The organism is Pseudonocardia sp. TMWB2A, from assembly GCF_017312135.1.
This window is the reverse complement of record NZ_QKQY01000001.1, coordinates 234,738-254,663: the sequence shown is the minus strand read 5'-3', so window position 1 is coordinate 254,663 and position 19,926 is coordinate 234,738. Positions and strand designations below refer to the sequence as shown.

The 19,926-nt window shown below is 58.3% G+C and carries 10 protein-coding genes and 1 pseudogene; 5 read left to right on the top strand and 6 right to left on the bottom strand.

From position 1 onward, the window contains the following. The first annotated feature begins 378 nt into the window (after positions 1-378). Positions 379-573, top strand: coding sequence for a PspC domain-containing protein (locus tag DMP17_RS01200; protein ID WP_337827256.1), 195 nt, complete (start codon positions 379-381; stop codon positions 571-573). A 152-nt stretch (positions 574-725) separates the two neighbouring features. Here the strand turns inward: DMP17_RS01200 and DMP17_RS01195 are convergent, their stop codons facing one another. The 6 genes and pseudogenes from DMP17_RS01195 to bla form a co-directional block, all read right to left on the bottom strand. Beyond that, on the bottom strand, positions 726-1,511 hold the full coding sequence (locus DMP17_RS01195) for a hypothetical protein (RefSeq protein ID WP_337827255.1): 786 nt from the start codon (positions 1,509-1,511) through the stop codon (positions 726-728). A gap of 74 nt (positions 1,512-1,585) precedes the next feature. After that, positions 1,586-2,803 (bottom strand): glycosyltransferase family 2 protein, encoded by a 1,218-nt coding sequence (locus DMP17_RS01190; RefSeq protein WP_337827254.1) that lies wholly within the window; start codon positions 2,801-2,803, stop codon positions 1,586-1,588. A 730-nt stretch (positions 2,804-3,533) separates the two neighbouring features. Next, positions 3,534-7,592, bottom strand: a pseudogene (gene rpoC, locus DMP17_RS01185) (DNA-directed RNA polymerase subunit beta'); the annotation flags it as partial. A gap of 90 nt (positions 7,593-7,682) precedes the next feature. Beyond that, complete coding sequence (rpoB, locus tag DMP17_RS01180; protein WP_443217803.1) at positions 7,683-11,864, bottom strand: DNA-directed RNA polymerase subunit beta; 4,182 nt, start codon at positions 11,862-11,864, stop codon at positions 7,683-7,685. A 520-nt stretch (positions 11,865-12,384) separates the two neighbouring features. Then, positions 12,385-13,854 (bottom strand): DUF4403 family protein, encoded by a 1,470-nt coding sequence (locus DMP17_RS01175; protein WP_337827252.1) that lies wholly within the window; start codon positions 13,852-13,854, stop codon positions 12,385-12,387. 226 nt (positions 13,855-14,080) lie between these two features. Continuing rightward, the gene (bla, locus tag DMP17_RS01170) at positions 14,081-15,064 is read right to left on the bottom strand and encodes a subclass B3 metallo-beta-lactamase (RefSeq protein ID WP_337827251.1); all 984 of its coding nucleotides are present in this window, start codon (positions 15,062-15,064) and stop codon (positions 14,081-14,083) included. Positions 15,065-15,201: 137 nt separating this feature from the next. Between bla and DMP17_RS01165 the strand changes: the two genes are divergently transcribed. From DMP17_RS01165 to DMP17_RS01150, 4 genes are all read left to right on the top strand, one after another. Beyond that, the gene (locus DMP17_RS01165) at positions 15,202-16,098 is read left to right on the top strand and encodes a LysR family transcriptional regulator (protein WP_337827250.1); all 897 of its coding nucleotides are present in this window, start codon (positions 15,202-15,204) and stop codon (positions 16,096-16,098) included. 110 nt (positions 16,099-16,208) lie between these two features. Beyond that, positions 16,209-16,475 (top strand): DUF6356 family protein, encoded by a 267-nt coding sequence (locus tag DMP17_RS01160; protein WP_337827249.1) that lies wholly within the window; start codon positions 16,209-16,211, stop codon positions 16,473-16,475. 52 nt (positions 16,476-16,527) lie between these two features. Beyond that, complete coding sequence (locus DMP17_RS01155) at positions 16,528-17,883, top strand: FAD/NAD(P)-binding protein (RefSeq protein WP_337827248.1); 1,356 nt, start codon at positions 16,528-16,530, stop codon at positions 17,881-17,883. Positions 17,884-17,979: 96 nt separating this feature from the next. Then, positions 17,980-19,914 (top strand): CocE/NonD family hydrolase, encoded by a 1,935-nt coding sequence (locus DMP17_RS01150; RefSeq protein ID WP_337827247.1) that lies wholly within the window; start codon positions 17,980-17,982, stop codon positions 19,912-19,914. The last annotated feature ends 12 nt before the right edge of the window (positions 19,915-19,926 follow it).

Sequence of the window (19,926 nt, the reverse complement as noted above, 5' to 3'; positions counted from 1 at the left end):
TGTTTAATTTCAACAGCACCGAGTTCCGCACCACCAGCGCCGCCGCTTTTTTCAGCCTCGTCAGCACGCTGATGCTGGTTCTTATCACGGTTCAACCGCTCGCGGCCTGAACCGCATAGGAAAGGTTCAGCCGCTCGCGGTCTGAACCGTCCGAGAACACCCACCCGCTCACAGTCACCCACATTTTCAAACCGGAGTATCCCCCATGTTCACGATCGACAGCACCGAAATCCGCAACGCCAGTGCCGCCGCCCTCTTCTCCATTGTCAGCACCTTGATGCTGGTTCTGGTGACGGTCCAACCGCTCGGCGCCTAAGCGGATAACCGCACGCCCCCTCTCCTCTCAACCAACGATTTTCACGATTATCAAAGGGACATATGACCATGAACGACATCAGCAAAAGCTTCGCCCTCGACAAGCAGCAGGCCAAATTCCTTGGTGTATGCGCAGGCCTCGCCCGCACGCTTGACGTTGATCCGCTCTGGATACGCCTCGCCTTTGTGGTGTCGGTTCTGGCAGGGTTCGGCCTTCCCCTCATCCTCTATTTCGTCATCGCGCTCCTCGCCAAATAAAGCCCGATAATGGCACGCACGCTTTATCCCGGCTGACGTGAAGTTGCCCCTCTCCTTCACGATCCTTGCCCCGCTACTCTCACCGGTAGCGGGGCTTTTTTTTTCGGGCGAACCATGTCCCCGCTATCCTGGCCGATAGCGGGGAACACAGGTCACAGCGGGATGGAGATACCGACAGTGACTTGCGTGAAATGATAGGCAGAACCGAACTGGTGGACCGCGCGGCCGAACATGCTGGTTTTGCCATAATCATAATAAACCGCAGCGCCGACCACGCCGAAACTGGTCGTTTTATGGTCGATGCGGTCGATCCCCGGCCCTGCTTCGAGGCGGTAGGTGCCGCGGTCATATTTGCCTTCATATTGGAGCGTCACCTGATGCCGGTCCCATTTATCGGGCGAAAAATATTCCGGCACGCGCTTTTTGAAATCGAGGCGACGCGAGCGGTGCGCGATGGTGAAATGTTCGTCCAGCTTGAAGCGGGTGGCCAGCGCGATCATCGTGCGGCGGTTATCATCGGAAAAGCCGTGAATATCCGCCGTCACCGCCGCCCAGACCGGCTTATTGTCGGGGGTTTCGACCGACAGCGAACAGCCGGTGGAATCAATGCCTTTGCGGATCGCCAGTGCGGTCGCGACATAATCATGGTCGCATTGCGCCTCGACGCTGATCGGGCCGTTCTTGCGCAGCCCGACAAGCCCGTGCAGCCCCTGATTGGTGCCGAGCGCCCGCGCGCGCAGCTTCAGGCCATTGTCGAGCGTGGTGGCAAAATTCACCACCCCGCCGACCACATCCTCGCGGCCATTATCGACATTCTGGTAAAAGCCGCCCGCTTTGATATTGACCTTACCGTCCCATTCTGTCCCGCCTTCCAACGTGAAAGTATCGGCATAAGGGTCGGTGAAATAATCCGCATTGGCGTATATGTTGGTCGTCATCCCCCCTTCTTCCTGCGCAAAAGCGGGGGCGGCAAGACAAGCGACGGGAAGCGCCGCCAGCGTCAGACAGCGTTTCATTTCGTCCCCCATTTTTTCGACAGGTTGAGGATTTCGCTCACATATCCGGTAAGCGAGGCAATGGTCATCAGAAATTGATACACCAGCAAATAGCCGAGCAGCCCCAACCAGTTACGCCGGACATGGAGGCCGTGGGTTTTGAAAATATCGCTTTCGAAGCGGAAATAGATAATCGTCCCGATTATCGCCATCGGTAGCAGCAACAGGGTGAGTAACCCTGCAAGCAGATGATAGCCGAACAGCGCAAGGATGATGCCCGGCACAAAGAAGAGCAGATAGCCTGCATCAATCAGCGGGAAGAACATATTATACCAGATAAACGGGCTGTTCATGCGCAGTTGGAGGATGCTTTTCGGGCTGTTTTTGAACGCTTCGATAAGCCCGCGCGCCCAGCGTTCGCGCTGGCGGAAAAATTGGCGGAAGCTGGCGGGCGCGTTGGTGAAGGCGAATGAACATTCGCTATAACCGACCGCATGGCCGTTGGAGCGCATCGCCCAGGTGAGGACAATATCTTCGCCGACCAGATCCTTCCACCCGCCCGCTTCGCGCACCACGGCGGTGCGATAGATGGAGAAGGCGCCTTGGGCGACCAGCGTGCCATGATAGAGCGATTGCGCGCGCTTGATGACGCCGATGCCGTGGAAATAATCCCATTCCTGCATCCGTGTGAGGAAATTGGTCCGCGAGTTGCGCACCAATATCGTGCCCGCCACCGCGCCCATTTTCGGCTCGCAAAAGGTGATTGTCTTGGTGATGTTCGACAGCGCCTTGGGATGGAGATAGGTGTCGCCATCAATCGTTGCCACCAGATCGGTGCGGGTTGCCGACAAGCCCCGGTTGAGCGCGCGCGCCTTGCCCATATTGTGCGGCTGGTCGAGCAGTTCGACTGTGAGGTTAGGTTTACTAACTGTGGCCGCAAAAGCGCGCACCCGCGCGGCGGTCGCATCGGTTGACCCGTCATTGATGACCAGCACCCGGACACGCCCCAGATAATTTTGTCGCGCAATCGAAGCGAGCGTTTCGGTGATCGAAGCTTCTTCATTATAGGCCGCGACCAGCACGGTGAGCGGCTCCGACACCTCCGGCTTTTCACAATATTTGACGCGCCGGTCGCTAATGAGCGAGCACAGCACGAAAATCGTCGCCCAGCCGGGCACAATGCCCACGCTGATGATAACCAGCCACGCGAAAAGCGGATTGACCGTGCGGGACATGTCTTCGATCCACCATTGCGCGATGAAAATCGCGAAGATGACCCAAAGCAGCGATAGCGCGAGATTGGTCGCGAGTTTGAACTTGGTCGAAATAGCCCCCTCCCCTGTTGTGAGGTTGTTTGCCTATTGCGACCTTGTTTTTTCTCGTTGGTTAGGTGTGTTGCCCTTTGCGACCTTTGTTTGTCCCATTATTACATGAATTTGCGCGATGAGTCTTGTTATATTTCAACGATGCTTTGGCTGAGATGCACGAGGCCGGGGCAAGCCTGCTTAAATATTGCAAAATAAGTCTTTTTTGTAACCGCCTTATCCATCCGGAATAAAAGCATATTCCCGTAAAAGGACGTAGCAGGATGCGCACAAGCCTTTCCAGCGCGCGCAAGGGGATAGCCATTTGGTTCGAGTCGCACCGCCCGGTCAGACCAAATAAAAAGCCCCACCGGAGCATCCTCCAGCAGGGCTTTTTTGTCTGTTACTGCCCGCCTAAGCGGCGCGGCGATTAAGCGTCATCGCCACCTTCGGTTTCGACCGTGACCTCTTCCACAACCACATCGTCGGTTACGAAATCATCACCCTGCACCTTGCCGAGCGGATCGTCGCCAATCGCGGCTTCGGGGCCTTGGGCGAGTTCTGCTGCATGTTCCTCTTCGGCTGTTTCCGGCGCGATGAGATGCTGTTGCAACGCACGATATTGCGCACGCAAAGCCGCGTCACGCGACGATGCTGCCACGCGCATCCGGTTCATGCCCGCGCCGGTACCCGCCGGAATGAGGCGGCCGACGATGACATTTTCCTTAAGGCCCATGAGCGTGTCCTTCTTGCCTTCAACCGCCGCCTGCGTGAGCACGCGGGTGGTTTCCTGGAAGGAGGCTGCCGAGATGAACGAACGCGTCTGCAAGCTTGCCTTGGTGATACCAAGCAAGATCGGCTTACCCTGTGCGGGCTGCTGGTTCTTCGCAAGCTTCGCGTTGGTGTCGAGCATCTCTTCAAGGTCAACCTGTTCACCGGCAAGCAGCGTGGTGTCGCCGCCATCGGTGATTTCGACCTTCTGAAGCATCTGACGCACAATCACTTCGATATGCTTGTCGTTGATCTTCACGCCCTGCAAGCGATAGACTTCCTGGATTTCAGCGACCAGATATTCGGCCAAGGCTTCCACGCCCATCACTTCCAGAATGTCGTGCGGATCGGGCGAGCCGGAAATGAGGTTGTCCCCCCGCTTCACATAGTCGCCTTCCTGCACGTCGATGACCTTCGACTTCGGAATCAGATATTCAACCGGATCGCCTTCTTCGGGGACGATGGCGATTTTGCGTTTCGCCTTATAGTCCTTGAGGAACTGGACGCGGCCCGACACCTTGGCAATGATCGCATTGTCCTTGGGCTTGCGGGCTTCGAACAGTTCGGCAACGCGCGGCAGACCACCGGTAATGTCGCGGGTCTTGGCCGCTTCACGGCTGACACGTGCAATCACGTCACCGGCTTGCACTTCCTGACCGTCTTCGACCGAAAGCATCGCGCCGACCGCCAGCATATAGCGGCCTGCTTCGCCGCTATCGCCGTCAAGCAAGGTAATGCGCGGACGCAAATCTTCCTTGGAACGGGCAGAGCCACGGAATTCGGTCACGACGCGCTGCGCGATACCGGTCGCTTCGTCGGTCTGCTCGGTCAAGGTCTTGCCGTCGATCAAATCCTGATACTTCACGACACCCGGCTTTTCGGTAATCACCGGCATGGTGAACGGATCCCATTCCGCCAAGCGGTCGCCCTGCACAATCTTGTCGCCGTCATTGACGAGGACCGTCGCACCATAAGGTAGACGATAGACTTCGCGTTCGCGGCCTTCGGCGTCGATGATCGCAACTTCACCCGAACGCGACAGGACGAGCTTGCGCTTGCGGCTGTCGGTAATGGTGAGAAGGTCACGATATTCGACCGTGCCGTTGGACGAGGCTTCATGGTTCGAGGTTTCGTTAAGCTGTGCTGCGCCACCGATGTGGAAGGTACGCATGGTAAGCTGCGTGCCCGGTTCACCGATAGACTGCGCCGCGATAACGCCAACCGCTTCACCGATATTGACAGGCGTGCCGCGTGCAAGGTCACGGCCATAGCATTTGCCGCACACGCCCATCTTGCTTTCGCAGATAAGCGGCGAACGGATCTTCAATGCCTGTAGGCCGATTTCCTCGATCTTGGCGACCATGACTTCGTCGAGCAGCGTACCGGAAGGCACGATGACCGAACCATCCTTGCTGTCGACAACATCTTCCGCCGTGGTGCGGCCCAAGACACGCTCGCCGAGCGAGGCGATGGTCGAACCGCCCTGAACGATCGCGCGCATTTCGAGCATACGGTCGGTGCCGCAATCTTCTTCGACGACAACGCAATCCTGCGAAACGTCGACAAGACGGCGGGTCAAGTAACCCGAGTTCGCCGTTTTCAACGCCGTATCCGCAAGGCCCTTACGCGCCCCGTGGGTGGAGTTGAAATATTCAAGGACGGTCAAACCTTCCTTAAAGTTCGAAATGATCGGCGTTTCGATGATTTCGCCTGACGGCTTGGCCATAAGGCCGCGCATACCGGCAAGCTGCTTCATCTGGGTTTGCGAACCACGGGCACCCGAGTGCGCCATCATATAGATGGAGTTAATCGGCGCCATACGGCCATCCTCGCCCTTGGGTTGGGCGCGGATTTCGTCCATCATCGCATTCGCGACCTTGTCACCACATTTCGACCATTCGTCGATCACCTTATTATATTTTTCCTGTTGGGTGATCAGGCCGTCCTGATATTGCTGCTCATAGTCCTTCACCTTTTCCTTGGTTTCATTGACCATCGCATCCTTGGTGTCGGGGATGACCATGTCGTTCTTGCCGAACGAAATGCCCGCCTGGAATGCGTGACGGAAACCAAGCGCCATGATGGCGTCGGCGAACAATACGGTGTCCTTCTGACCCGTGTGACGATAGACTTGGTCGATAACGTCCCCGATTTCCTTTTTGGTCAAAAGGCGGTTGACGATTTCGAACGGAACCTTGTGGTTCTTGGGCAGCGTTTCCCCGATCAGCATACGACCCGGCGTTGTTTCAAAACGCTTCATATAGGTGTTGCCGTCTTCGTCGGTCTGCGGAACGCGGCTGGTGATCTTGGAGTGCAAGGTCACAGCGCCCGCATAGAGCGCCTGATGGACTTCGGCCATGTCGGACAAAAGCATCCCTTCGCCCGGCTCGCCTTCGCGTTCCATGGTGAGGTAATAGATACCCAAGACCATGTCCTGCGACGGAACGATAATCGGCTTGCCGTTCGCAGGTGACAGGATGTTGTTGGTCGACATCATGAGGACGCGCGCTTCCAACTGGGCTTCAAGGCTCAGCGGAACGTGGACAGCCATCTGGTCACCGTCAAAGTCGGCGTTAAAGGCCGAACAGACGAGCGGGTGAAGCTGGATTGCCTTCCCTTCGATAAGCACCGGCTCGAACGCCTGGATGCCCAAACGGTGGAGCGTCGGCGCACGGTTCAACATGACCGGATGCTCGCGGATCACTTCGTCAAGGATGTCCCAGACTTCCTTACGTTCTTTTTCCACCCACTTCTTGGCCTGCTTCAAGGTCATCGAGAGACCCTTGGCATCAAGACGCGCGTAGATGAACGGCTTGAACAGTTCGAGCGCCATCTTCTTGGGCAGGCCGCATTGGTGCAGCTTCAGTTCCGGACCGGTCACGATGACCGAACGGCCCGAATAGTCGACGCGCTTACCGAGCAAGTTCTGGCGGAAGCGGCCCTGCTTACCCTTGAGCATGTCGGACAGCGATTTGAGCGGACGCTTGTTTGCACCCGTAATCACGCGGCCACGACGGCCATTGTCGAACAGGGCGTCCACCGCTTCCTGCAACATGCGCTTTTCGTTACGCACGATGATATCGGGCGCGCGTAGTTCCATGAGGCGCTTCAAACGATTGTTACGGTTGATGACGCGGCGATAAAGGTCGTTCAAGTCCGAGGTCGCGAAACGGCCACCATCGAGCGGTACCAGCGGGCGCAGTTCGGGCGGGATGACCGGCACGACTTCAAGGATCATCCATTCGGGCTTGTTGCCGGAATCGATGAAGCTTTCGACGACCTTCAAACGCTTGATGATCTTCTTTGGCTTCAATTCCGACTTGGTGACAGCCAGTTCGTCGAGCAATGCTTGGCGCTCGCCTTCAAGATCGAGGCTTTCGAGCATGATGCGCACCGCTTCTGCACCGATACCGGCAGAGAAAGCGTCTTCACCATATTCATCCTGCGCTTCGAGCAATTCATCTTCGGTCAGAAGCTGATATTTTTCGAGCGGGGTGAGGCCCGGTTCGATGACGATATAGGCTTCGAAATACAGCACGCGCTCCAACTGCTTCAACTGCATGTCGAGCAGCAAACCGATGCGCGAGGGCAGCGATTTCAGGAACCAGATGTGGGCAACCGGCGCGGCGAGTTCGATATGACCCATGCGTTCACGACGCACTTTGGTCACGGTTACTTCAACGCCGCACTTTTCGCACACAATGCCCTTATATTTCATGCGCTTATATTTACCGCACAGACATTCATAATCCTTGATCGGACCGAAAATGCGCGCGCAGAAAAGGCCGTCACGTTCGGGCTTGAACGTGCGATAGTTGATGGTTTCCGGCTTTTTGATCTCGCCGAATGACCAGCTACGGATACGATCCGGCGATGCAAGACCGATCTGGATCTGGTCAAAAGTTTCGGCCTTGGCGACCGGGTTTGCGAAATTGGTCAGTTCGTTCATTTGTTTTTCCCTTCGGGCGATTAAGCCCCGAAATTGAAATCACGTGTCACAGATGGAGGCGGAGCGCGAAAGGCTCCGCCGTCACATCCCTTATTCCGCAGCCTCCGCCGCATCGTCTTCGGCAGCGTCTTCATCGTCACCCAGTGCCGACAATTCGACATTGAGGCCGAGCGAGCGCATTTCCTTGACGAGGACGTTGAACGATTCCGGAATACCGGCTTCGAACGTGTCGTCGCCCTTGACGATGGCTTCATAGACTTTGGTACGACCGACAACGTCGTCCGACTTGACGGTGAGCATTTCCTGCAAGGTGTAGGCCGCGCCATAAGCTTGGAGCGCCCACACTTCCATTTCCCCGAAACGCTGGCCACCGAACTGGGCTTTACCGCCTAGCGGCTGCTGGGTGACGAGGCTGTAGGGGCCGATCGAACGGGCGTGGATCTTGTCGTCGACAAGGTGATGCAGTTTCAGCACATATTTATAGCCAACGGTGACCTTGCGGTCGAACTGTTCGCCGGTGCGTCCGTCAAACAGGTCCACCTGACCCGACGTATCGAGGCCGGCAAGCTCCAGCATGTTGGTGACGTCCTGCTCTACCGCACCGTCGAACACGGGCGTTGCCATCGGCACACCGCTACGCAGATTTTGCGCAAGCTCAATGGTTTCTTCGGTCGAGCGGGCGTCGATTTCCGCCGCATAATTGTCGCCATAGATTTTCTTGAGCGTTTCCTTGATCGCTTCGGGGGGCTTGCCCGCCTTGGCGTCCGGATTAGCCTCGCGCCATGCGTCGAGCGCCTGCGCGATTTGCTGGCCAAGACCGCGTGCGGCCCAGCCCAAGTGCGTTTCGAAAATCTGTCCGACGTTCATACGCGAAGGAACGCCCAGCGGGTTCAGCACGAAGTCCACCGGTGTGCCGTCTTCGAGGAACGGCATATCTTCGGCCGGCAAGATGCGGCTGATGATACCCTTATTCCCGTGACGACCGGCCATTTTGTCGCCCGGCTGAAGCTTGCGCTTCACGGCCACAAACACCTTGACCATTTTCAGGACGCCCGGTGCGAGTTCGTCACCACGCTCCAGTTTCTCGCGGCGGTCTTCAAACTTTTCGACGATGAGCTTCACCGCTTCGTCATATTGCGCCTTGACCGCTTCAAGGTCAGCCTGACGCTTATCGTCTTCGACCGCGAACTTCCACCATTCATGCTTTTCGACTTCGCCAAGCACGTCAGCGGTGATTTCCACGCCCTTCTTGACGCCCTTGGGCGCGGCAGAAGCGGTCTGGCCGATCAACATTTCGGACAGGCGATTATAGGTCGCACGGTTCAAAATGCCGCGTTCGTCTTCGCGGTCCTTGGTCAGACGGTCGATTTCTTCGCGTTCGATAGCCATCGCACGCTCGTCCTTGTCGATACCATGACGGTTAAAGACGCGGACTTCGACGACCGTACCGGCAACGCCCGGCGGCAGCTTGAGCGAGGTGTCACGCACATCGCTGGCTTTTTCACCGAAGATGGCGCGCAGAAGCTTTTCTTCCGGCGTCATCGGGCTTTCGCCCTTCGGCGTGATCTTGCCGACGAGGATGTCGCCCGGTTCGACTTCGGCACCGATATAAACGATGCCCGCTTCGTCGAGGTTGCGGAGTGCTTCTTCACCCACGTTCGGAATGTCGCGGGTGATGTCTTCCGGCCCAAGCTTCGTATCGCGCGCCATGACTTCAAATTCCTCGATATGGATCGAGGTGAAGACGTCATCCTTCACGATACGTTCGCTAATGAGGATGGAGTCCTCATAATTGTAGCCATTCCAAGGCATGAACGCGACCAGCACGTTGCGGCCAAGCGCCAGCTCGCCGAGCTCGGTCGACGGACCATCGGCAATGATGTCGCCAGCATTGACCGTATCGCCGACCTTGACCAGCGGACGCTGGTTGATGCAGGTCGACTGGTTCGAACGCTGGAACTTCATGAGCGTGTAAATATCGACGCCCGACTTGCCCGCTTCAACATCGCCGGTTGCACGGACAACGATACGGGTGGCGTCGACCTGGTCGATGATGCCCGAACGACGCGCGACAATCGCAGCGCCGGAATCACGGGCAACGGTTTCTTCCATGCCAGTGCCGACGAACGGCGCTTCGGCCTTCACCAGCGGCACAGCCTGACGTTGCATGTTGGAGCCCATGAGCGCGCGGTTAGCGTCGTCATTTTCAAGGAACGGAATGAGCGAGGCGGCAACCGAAACGAGCTGCTTCGGCGACACGTCCATCAAGGTGACGGTATCGCGCGGCGCCATAACCGGATCGCCCGCTTCACGCGCGGAGACCAGTTCTTCGGCAAAGCTGCCATCCTTGTTAAGCTCGGCGGTCGCCTGCGCCACCGTGTGCTTTTGCTCTTCCATCGCCGACAGGTAAACGACTTCGCCGGTGACCTTGCCGTCAATGACCTTGCGGTAGGGGGTTTCGATGAAGCCATATTTATTCACGCGCGCGAAGGTCGAGAGCGAGTTGATCAGACCGATGTTCGGGCCTTCCGGCGTTTCAATCGGGCAGATTCGGCCATAGTGGGTCGGGTGAACGTCGCGGACTTCAAAGCCTGCGCGCTCGCGGGTCAGACCGCCCGGGCCAAGCGCCGAAACGCGGCGCTTGTGGGTGACTTCCGACAGCGGGTTGGTCTGGTCCATGAACTGCGAAAGCTGCGACGAACCGAAAAATTCGCGCACGGCAGCAACCGCAGGCTTGGCGTTGATGAGGTCGTTCGGCATGACCGTCGACACATCGACCGACGACATACGCTCCTTGACCGCACGCTCCATGCGGAGGAGACCGACGCGATACTGGTTTTCCAGCAACTCGCCGACCGAACGCACGCGGCGGTTGCCGAGATTGTCGATATCGTCGATTTCACCCTTGCCGTCCTTGAGGTCCACCAGCGTTTTCACGACCGCAAGAATGTCTTCCTTGCGCAAGGTGGTCATGGTGTCGGGCGCATCGAGGTCGAGACGCATGTTAAGCTTCACACGGCCAACCGCGCTTAGATCATAGCGCTCCGGATCGAAGAACAGGCCTTCGAACAAAGCCTCCGCGGTTTCGCGGGTCGGCGGTTCACCGGGGCGCATCACGCGGTAAATGTCGGACAACGCCTGATCGCGCTCTTCGGCCTTATCGGCTTTAAGCGTATTGCGGATCCACGGACCGGTGGTGACATGGTCAATGTCGAGCAGTTCGAGGCGGTCAATGCCCGCCGCGTCCAGCTTCTCCAGATTTTCGGCAGTCACTTCATCGCCCGCTTCGATATAAATCTCGCCGGTCTTTTCGTTGATGAGGTCAAATGCCGAATAACGGCCGAAAATTTCTTCGGTCGGGATGATAAGCTGTTCAAGCCCGTCCTTGACCGCCTTATTGGCCGCGCGCGGGGTGATTTTCTGACCGGCCGCGAACACAACTTCGCCCGACTTTGCATCAACAATGTCGAACATCGGCTTTTGGCCGCGCCAATTTTCAACTGCGAACGGAATCTGCCAACCATCCTTGCCGCGCACGAAGGTGACGGTTTTGTAGAAATAGTTGAGGATTTCTTCCGAATTGAGACCGAGCGCATAAAGGAGCGCCGTCACCGGCAGCTTGCGCTTACGGTCGATACGGACGTTGACGATGTCCTTGGCGTCAAATTCGAAATCGAGCCACGAGCCGCGATACGGAATGACGCGCGCGGCAAACAGATATTTGCCCGACGAGTGCGTCTTGCCGCGGTCATGGTCAAACAATACACCCGGCGAACGGTGCATCTGGCTGACAATAACGCGCTCGGTACCATTGACGATGAAGGTGCCGTTATCGGTCATGAGCGGCATGTCGCCCATGTAAACATCCTGCTCCTTAATATCGAGGACCGAACGGGTTTCGGTTTCGGTGTCGACTTCAAAGACGATCAGGCGCAACGTAACGCGCATCGGCGCCGCATAGGTAATCCCGCGCTGGCGGCACTCTTCGGTGTCGTATTTCGGATCTTCCAGTTCATAATGAACGAAGTCCATTTCCGCTGTGCCCGCAAAGTCACGGATCGGGAACACGCTGCGCAGCGTTTTTTCAAGGCCCGACACATAGCCGATCGAAGGGTCCGACCGGAGAAATTGTTCGTAGGATTCGCGCTGCACTTCAATGAGGTTCGGCATCTGCACCACTTCGTGGATATTGCCGAACATCTTGCGGATGCGCTTCTTCGCCGTGGCTTCGAGAGCCTTGACGGTGCCCTTGGAGGGAGCCTTGGTTGCCATGTGTCGATTCGCCTTATTGCTGGCCCGAACGGTCATGCGTTCCGCACGGGCGAGTTTGCATTCCAGACGCGCAGAAACGCGCAAAAGCCCAAGGCTTTCAGCCCCTTACGGAGCCTGCCATGAGCTGTTACGCGTTATGGAACCGCAACCCTTGTCTATCCCTGGGAAGCCCGTGCGCGCGGGCCACCCGTCCCGACTAAGGGGCGGTGATGCAAGCGATATAGGAATGGGGCTGTAGGAAGTCAAGGAAGGGGGTTGGGGGTTTGGGGGGAGTATGGAACGACCTAGTAAGCCCCTCCTCCTTTAGGGGAGGGGCAACGGAGACTTAGGAATTTTACGCGCTAGCGAAAATTCTTAGTCGTAGTGGGGTGGGGCCTATCCGCACACGCAACGCGAGACGGACAGGCCCCACCCCAACCCAGTGCGCTTGAAACTGCCCCCGGCAGTTTCAGATTATGCCGGGGGCACAATCTCGCTCACTCCTGAAGGGGAGGGGCTTATGCCTTGCGCTTCCGTCCCCTCACTTCCCCGGACGATAACTTATCTCCGCCTTACCGAACGCCCGCACGGGCAAATATAACCCGTTGCCATAGGCCTTAATCTGCCCCGTCTCGAACCGGTCGACCGAAGTGCGGATCGCGAAATCGCCTTCCTGTTTGCGGTCGACCGCGACCCGTATCTTGCCTTGCAATTCCTCTATATCCTTGGTGAAATTTTGCGTGAGCGAGCTTGCCAGCAATTCCGATACGCCCGGACTATTGCCGAATTGGAGCAGTAAATCGCCGCCCACACGGTCGGTGTCGCCGGTCACCGCCAAATCCTGAAAACGCACTTCGGGCGAGCCGGGGTCATTGACGGGGAGCGCGGTCACCCAGATCATGCCGCGCGTTTCGTCAATGCTTACATCCTGCGGCTTGACCGTGAGCCAGATGCCGACCGCGATACGGTTACCGTCGGTGCCATAAGCGTCGACCTTGTCAAAGCTGGCCATGACATTGCCGATGCCCGGCACCACAAAGGGCCGCGCCGACCGCTTGACCAGCGCGCGCAAAATGACCGGTTCCAACTGCTCATAATCGGCCAGCACCGGTAGGAAGAAATTAAGGTTGTTGCCGGTCTTGGCATGGGTCAGTGCAGGCAGCGGAGTCGGCTTGGGGTCGGCAGGTCTATCCCCGACAAAAGTTTCAGTGAGGCCGTTAATCCCGACATTCAAGCGGATACGGTTGCCCGACACGCTATAGCCACCGAACACCAGCTTTTGTGGCGTGAGCCGCATCCAGACCGGCGGGTTCTTTTCATTGACCAGCACGCTGGTAAAAGCCTGTCGCCAAATGGCTTCGGCATCGTTGCGGATATTGATTTTCTTAAACTCGCGCTGGACGGTCGCTTGCAGCCCGGCAATGACGGGGCGCAATTTTTCATCGGCCTGTTCGGTGAAGGTGATGCGCTGCCCCAGAAAGTCGATGCCCGGCGGATTGGTCCAGCCATAGCTTAGCCGCACCTTGCCTTCGGGTTGCCAATTGCTGTTCACATCCATTGTGATGCGCGCCTGGAAATTGGCCGCGCCGGTCGCGGTTTCGCCGTGGAGGATGCCGCCCACATCGCGCGCGCTGATTTGGGCGCGGATCGGCACATCGACGATAATCTCTTGGCCCTCCCCGCGCAGCCGCGTCGCCCCGCGTGTCACGGTGCCGATAATCGTGCATTTGATCGCAGGCGTCACATTGATGCGCTTGCCGAACACTTTGACCTTTTGCGGCGGGATGCAGCGCGGTTGCTGCTGGTTGATGGTCCAAAGCGTGCGCGGGATGGCCTGTTCGACGGCAGCCGACAATGCGGCGGAGTTAATGTCCACCGGCACGCTGATTTGCGTGGTTTCGGTCGGTGTCGGTGCTTTGTCGGTCGCGCGCGGCGGCGCATCGGCATGAACCGGCGAGGCGCGGTCGAGATAGAGATAAAGACCCAATCCCGCCGCCAACAGAAAAACCACGAACGCAACGATAAGCTTAAGCGATAGCCCGCCCCATGACGTCTTGAGCGCAGCGCGGCTATCCGTTACCCCCGCCTCTTGTTGCCCCTGTTGGTCCGTACCTGATTCATCCGCCATAGCGCGTTCTTCCCCTCCCTCGCCCGTTCACAAGGCGATGCGGGGGAATGAACGCGCTACTTTTGCTCCTGTTCCGATGCGGTCATCGTAACAGGCGGTTAAGGCGGGGTCACTTCACTTGGCCCTCCTCCTTCGTCAGCCGGTCCTCCAGTTTCTTTTCAAAGGTCACCGCAAGATTTTTGCACGCCTGCGGGTCCACGAACGGATTAGTCCCCGCCTTGCTTCCCTGCCCCGCCAGCAAGGCCGCAAGCTTTTCGGCGCCCTTGGATTGGCTCGGATGCGCGGTGATCAAAATATCGCACGGCATTGACCGCAGCCGCGCAAAAGTCCGGCGGAACGCATCGGCATAAATCTTCCCGCCCGCGCTGCTAAATTGATATTCGCCCGAGCTGGCAGGATTTGGGCTGGCGGCAAAGACCACCGTCTTGCACGCTTTGCCCTCACAGCTTTGCCAACTCCAGCTTGTCGAACCGAGCGTATGCCCGGGCGTCGAAACCGCCGTCACCGTCACATCGCCGAGCGTGATTGTCTCCCCATCCCGCATCCCGCGCACGACGGGAATGGCCGGAAAAGCTTCGAGCGTGCTGCCTTGGGGATCTTTGGGATCGCCGATGCCTGACCGCAATTCCGCCACCGCATCGACACCCGCCAGCACCGGCGCGCCGCCACTGTCGCGCTGGAGTGCCGCCAAGCCACCGCTATGGTCATAATGGGGTTCGGTGCTGAGGATATATTTGATGTCGCTCACCTTGAAGCCCAAGGCCGCGATATTCTTTTCAATGTCAGGCACGGCTTGCGGCACCGCGCCGTCAATCAGGATGAGGCCCGCATCTGTACGGATAAGCCCGACATTAAGGTCGCCAAAGCCGACCAGATAGGCATTGCCGTAAATTTTGGTCGGCGGCGCGGGGCTGAGCCATTGTTTGGCATAATCTTCGGCAATGGGTTTGAGCAAAGGGTCATTGGCGGCGGGGGTGACGGGAGCTGCGGGCGTTGAAACCACCTCGGCGGTTTCGCGCTCTGCTGACGCGGCCTTGTCCACCGGAGCAGCGCAAGCCTGTGTTGCCAAGGTCGCCGCCATGATGACCGCCACTTTTGTCCGAACACTCCGCATTTTTCAAGCACTCCGTCATTAGTTATTAGATGATGGGAAACCTGATATCGGGAGAAATTTGCGCCGACAAAGCATGATTTCTCGACATCTTCATGAATTTAATTCATGGGTAGGATATGGACCGCGCCCAACTCCCCCTTAATGCGCTACGGGCATTTGAAGCCGCCGCCCGCCATCTCAACATCAGCCGCGCCGCTATGGAATTGTGCGTCAGCCAAGGCGCGGTGAGCCATCAGATAGCCGCGCTGGAAAAGCGGCTGGGCGTGGCCCTGTTCCGCCGCCAACCGCGCGGACTGGTGCTGACCGACGAAGGCCGCGCGCTGGTGCCACTGTTGACCGACATGTTTGACCGTGTAGGCAAGGCGCTTGATTTCTACGCCGATGGCCGGTTGAAATCGGTTTTGACCGTGGGCGTGGTCGGCAGCTTTGCGGTCGGCTGGCTGTTTGAACGGCTCGATGCGTTCGCGCTCGCCCATCCCGAAATAGATTTGCGCATTTTGACCAATAATAACCTCCCCGATCTGGTCGGGAGCGGGTTGGACCTTGCCATCCGGTTTGGCGATGGAGCCTGGCACGCGACCCATGCCGAGCCGTTAATGGCCGCGCCCTTTACACCGCTCTGTGCGCCGCGCATCGCCGCGCGGCTGAGCCATCCGGCCATGCTGGGACAGGAAAGCCTGCTACGCTCCTATCGCCCCGACGAATGGCCGCGCTGGTTTGCCGCCGCAAGCCTCCCTGCGCCGCCGCTTACAGGGCCGGTGTTTGACAGCAGCTATCTCATGGTATCGGCAGCGATTGCAGGCGCGGGCGTTGCGCTTGGCCCGCCGCTCTTGTTCGAGCGCGCATTGCAGGCCGAAACGCTGGTGCAGCCTTTCCCGCTCATGGTCGATTGCGGGCGCTATTGGCTCACCCGTGCGATGGCGCGCGAGGATAATGACGCAATGGCGGCGTTCCGAAGCTGGATTATCGCGGAGGCCGATGCCGTAACGACCAGTCTCTCCCCTCCCCCTTGAACCACGCCCAAATGCGCGGCAAAAAGGACCGGCTGCATCGAGGGCGGGATATTATCTCAACTATAACGCTTATATATTAAGTCCCAACAGCAGCATGACGGAGATTCTCTATGCTCGATAAAATGTTCCTGTCCCACCCGCGCAGCGTCGGGGAAAGCTATGGCGAACATTTTATGGTGGCATCCGGCTTTGGCGCAAAGATGGTCGCGGGCGGCATTGCCTGCATCGTCCATGCGCTGGTCCCTGCCTGGTTCGAACGCGCGGGCAGCGATACGATCAAGGCGCTTTATGCCAAAATCATGGCGCGCCAGCCCGCCTTTGCCAAACGCCCGCCCGCCTTCACCGAAAGCCAATGGCAGTTGGACTATGAAATCTGAGCGGCGCGGCGGTAATAGACGCGGTAATGAACCCGGCCATGATTGACCTTCCATGATAGACCATGTCGCGATTATCGGTGCGGGCTTTTCGGGGACGTTGCAGGCGATCAACCTGCTGCGCCATGACGGCCCGCGCGCAACATTGATCGAGCGCAGTCCGGTTGCGGGCGAAGGCTTGGCCTATGGCGCGGCGCATCCCAGCCATGTCCTCAATGTCCGCGCGGGCAATATGAGCGCTTTCCCCGATGATCCTGCGCATTTTGTTCGCTGGCTCGAAGCGCAAGGCGTGGAAAATGCCGCCGGCAGCTTTGCGGCGCGCGTCACCTATGGCCGCTATTTGCGCGGGCTGCTGGACGAAGCGGTGGAGGCGCATGGCGACCGGCTCACCGTGCTGCGCGGCGATGTGCGCAATGTGCGCGAAACCGGGGATGGCGTTACGATTGAGCTTGCCGATAACAAGTTGCTCAACGCCGATGCGGCGGTGCTGGCGGTCGGCAATCTGCCGCCACATGACCCGCCCGGCCTTGATCCGGCGACGCTTTCCGCCGACCTTTATAAAGGCGATCCGTGGGATAGCTCGGTGCCGCAAGGGCTGGGCGCTGACGACCGGATATTGATTATCGGCACGGGGCTAACGATGGTCGATGTCGCGCTGATGCTGGAAGCGACGGGTTATGAAGGCAAGATTATCGCGCTGTCGCGGCGCGGGCTGATGCCGCGCCCCCATGCCGATGCAGGGGCGGATTGGAGCCGTATCAATGCGCGGCCCGATACGGCCGCGTCCAAGCTGGTGCAAAACTTGCGCGCACGCGGACGCACCATTGGCTGGCGCAATGCGGTCGATGAACTGCGTCCCTTCACCCAAGGCATGTGGGCCAATGCCAGCCTTGCCGAGCGCGCGCGCTTCCTGCGCCATTTGCGCCCTTGGTGGGATGTGCATCGCCACCGCCTCGCCCCCCATGTCTATGCGCGCATCGCCGCGATGCAGGAACGCGGGCAGTTAAAAATTGTCGCCGGAAACACCCAAGGCTTTGCCGCCGAAGGGAATGGCGTCGCAGTCAAGTGGCGACCGCGCGGGCATAACGAAAGCGAGACGCTACATGTGCGCCGCGTCATCAACTGCACCGGCCCGCTGGGCGACCTTGCGCGCACTACGGATCCGTTGTTGATGGCGTTACGCGATGAGGGCCTGATCCGCCCCGATGCCGCGCATCTCGGCATTGATGTCACCGCGTCGGGTCAGGTGGTTGGCACGAATGGCGTCCCAAGCGACCATATCTATGCGCTCGGGCCCATGACGCGCGGCGCTTTTTGGGAAATTGTCGCGGTTCCGGATATAAGACGCCAGACATGGGACGTCGCCCGCCGCCTCTCCAACGCGCATTGGGTCGGCGGCGAAGGCCTGTAGAGGGCGACGACGACAGTTATAATCCCCGCCTTTGCATTTTGCCCTTCACGCGCTAACTTGTCCGGATAAATATTCCAACAGGGGAGTCGCATTATCATGACCGTACGGTACGGATTTGTTGTAGCTGCATTATCTGTCGCGCTGGCCACTTCACCGGCGGTTGCGCAAAAATCGAAAAAAGCAGCAGGCGGCGATATTCCCGCCGAGTTTAATCTCCCCGACAGCGAAAATGATTATATCAAGCGCGTCGAAATGGTCCCGATGCGTGATGGCACCAAGCTTTATACCGTCATCGTCATTCCCAAAAATGCGACCAATGCGCCGATTGTGCTGACGCGCACGCCCTATAATGCCAAATCGCGCGCCAACCGCATGGATAGCCCGTCGATGCTCTCCACCTTGCCGCTCGCCGACGAAATGTTCGTCAAGGAGGGCTATATCCGTGTCTATCAGGATGTGCGCGGCAAATATGGGTCGGAAGGTGACTATGTAGTGACGCGACCCGTCATTGGCCCGCTCAACAAGACCAAGGTGGACCATGTCACCGATGCCTATGACACGATTGACTGGCTGGTGAATAAGAAAAACCTGCCGCAATCCAATGGCCGCGTCGGTATGATCGGTTCCTCTTATGAAGGCCTGACGGTCGTGATGGCGCTCCTTAATCCGCATCCGGCGCTCAAGGTCGCGGCCCCGGAAAGCCCGATGATTGACGGCTGGATGGGCGATGACTGGTTCCATTATGGCGCGTTCCGCCTCGCCAATATCGCATGGCTGGGCGGGCAGACCGGTTATAAGTCCGGCGGCCCGCTGCCCCCGACCGGTGGCTATGATGATTATGACAATTTCCGCCGCATCGGCTCGGCCGGAAATTGGGCTAAAAAATCGGGCTATGACCAGCTTCCCTATTGGAAGCGGATGACCGACCATCCGGCCTATGACGAATTCTGGCAAGGGCAGGCGCTCGACAAATTGCTCGCCGCCAATCCCTCGAACGTCCCGACCATCTGGGAACAGGGCTTATGGGATCAGGAAGATATTTACGGCGCGATTACCGCATGGGAGGCGCTCAAAGCCAAAGGCAAGACCGGCAATAATTTCCTCGTGATGGGCCCGTGGCGGCACAGCCAGATCAACCGCGAAGGTCGCGAGCTTGGGCCGTTCAAATGGGATGGCGACACCGCAGCGCAATTCCGCGAAGATATGGTCCTGCCCTTGTTCAACCAATATCTGAAAGATGGCCCGCCCGCAAAATTGCCGACCGTGTCCATCTATAATACCGGCGAAAATCGTTGGGACCGCTTCAACGACTGGCCGCTGGCATGTGAACAAGGATGCAAGGCGGGGCTCACCCCCATTTATCTGGATGCCAATGGCGGCCTCGGCTTTGGCGGGGCAAGCGAAGGCGGGGACAGCTATGTGTCCGATCCGGCCAAACCCGTGCCGCATCTGCCGCGCCCTGTCAGCTTCAAGGACGGGCGCTGGGGCGATTGGCTGGTGTCCGACCAGCGTCATGCCGATGGCCGCCCTGACGTGATGACCTATCAAACGCCGGTGCTTACCGAAGCGGTGCGTGTGTCCGGTGCGCCGATTGCCGATATTTTTGCGAGAACCACCGGCACGGACGGCGATTTTGTCGTGAAAATTATCGATGTATATCCGGATGAAAATGCGACCAAGGCGGAAATGGGCGGCTATCAACTGCCGATCAGCCTCGACATTTTCCGCGGGCGTTACCGCCAAAGTTTCGCCAACCCCTCGCCTATTCCGGCTAATGAAACCCAACGCTACCGTTTCCGCCTGCCCACGGTGAACCATGTGTTCCAGCCGGGACACCGCATCATGATCCAAGTGCAATCAAGCCTGTTCCCGCTTTATGACCGCAACCCGCAAACTTATGTAAACAATATTTTCTTTGCCCAGCCTGCAGATTATAAGGCGGCGACGATCACCATCGAACGCGGCGGCAAAAATGCAAGCGCGGTATGGTTGCCGGTCGTCCCGGTAAAACAGGCACAGGCGGGAGAGTGAGCTGAAATATCT

Bases quoted from the DNA above. Each gene is read 5' to 3' on its own strand.
- DMP17_RS01200 (WP_337827256.1), top strand. From the start codon at position 379: ATGACCATGAACGACATCAGCAAAAGCTTCGCCCTCGACAAGCAGCAG.
- DMP17_RS01195 (WP_337827255.1), bottom strand. From the start codon at position 1,511: ATGACGACCAACATATACGCCAATGCGGATTATTTCACCGACCCTTAT.
- DMP17_RS01190 (WP_337827254.1), bottom strand. From the start codon at position 2,803: ATGTCCCGCACGGTCAATCCGCTTTTCGCGTGGCTGGTTATCATCAGC.
- rpoB (WP_443217803.1), bottom strand. From the start codon at position 11,864: ATGGCAACCAAGGCTCCCTCCAAGGGCACCGTCAAGGCTCTCGAAGCC.
- DMP17_RS01165 (WP_337827250.1), top strand. From the start codon at position 15,202: ATGGACCGCGCCCAACTCCCCCTTAATGCGCTACGGGCATTTGAAGCC.
- DMP17_RS01160 (WP_337827249.1), top strand. From the start codon at position 16,209: ATGCTCGATAAAATGTTCCTGTCCCACCCGCGCAGCGTCGGGGAAAGC.
- DMP17_RS01155 (WP_337827248.1), top strand. From the start codon at position 16,528: ATGATAGACCATGTCGCGATTATCGGTGCGGGCTTTTCGGGGACGTTG.
- DMP17_RS01150 (WP_337827247.1), top strand. From the start codon at position 17,980: ATGACCGTACGGTACGGATTTGTTGTAGCTGCATTATCTGTCGCGCTG.